This is a genomic window from Pseudoalteromonas sp. S4492 (assembly GCF_005886115.1).
In the GTDB taxonomy this organism is placed as follows: Bacteria; Pseudomonadota; Gammaproteobacteria; order Enterobacterales; family Alteromonadaceae; genus Pseudoalteromonas; species Pseudoalteromonas gelatinilytica.
The window spans coordinates 1-307 of sequence record NZ_PNCP01000158.1; the positions used below are offsets into that span (position 1 = coordinate 1).

Below are 307 nucleotides of genomic sequence, written 5' to 3' on the forward strand. Positions count from 1 at the left end.
GAAAATTGTCATTGCCAATGAATTCAGCCAGCTTTATTTCATGATCTCGCTGGAGTTTTGCCTTGGTGCTACTGCTAACAAAGTTATTGCAGGCTTCTGACTCAAGATCAAGACAGGCTGTGACTCTTTGTTGGTATCGAGCCCTGGGATCACTCTTTACCCAAAGGCTCTGACCGGGAAGAAAGCTAAATTCCAGACCGTTGCGAGTGAACTCAACAATCTTGTCAAAGGATAGAAGAATACTGTTGGTTGTCTGATTGGGGCTGAAGCCATAGACGGCTTCTACAAACTGGCTGGTCAGATCTAT

At 45.0% G+C, this 307-nt stretch carries 1 protein-coding gene; it reads right to left on the reverse strand.

Going from position 1 to position 307, the window contains the following annotated elements; all coding sequences use genetic code 11:
• Positions 1-307 (reverse strand): hypothetical protein (locus CWC28_RS22330; protein ID WP_212746815.1); only part of this gene is annotated, 307 nt, incomplete at both ends.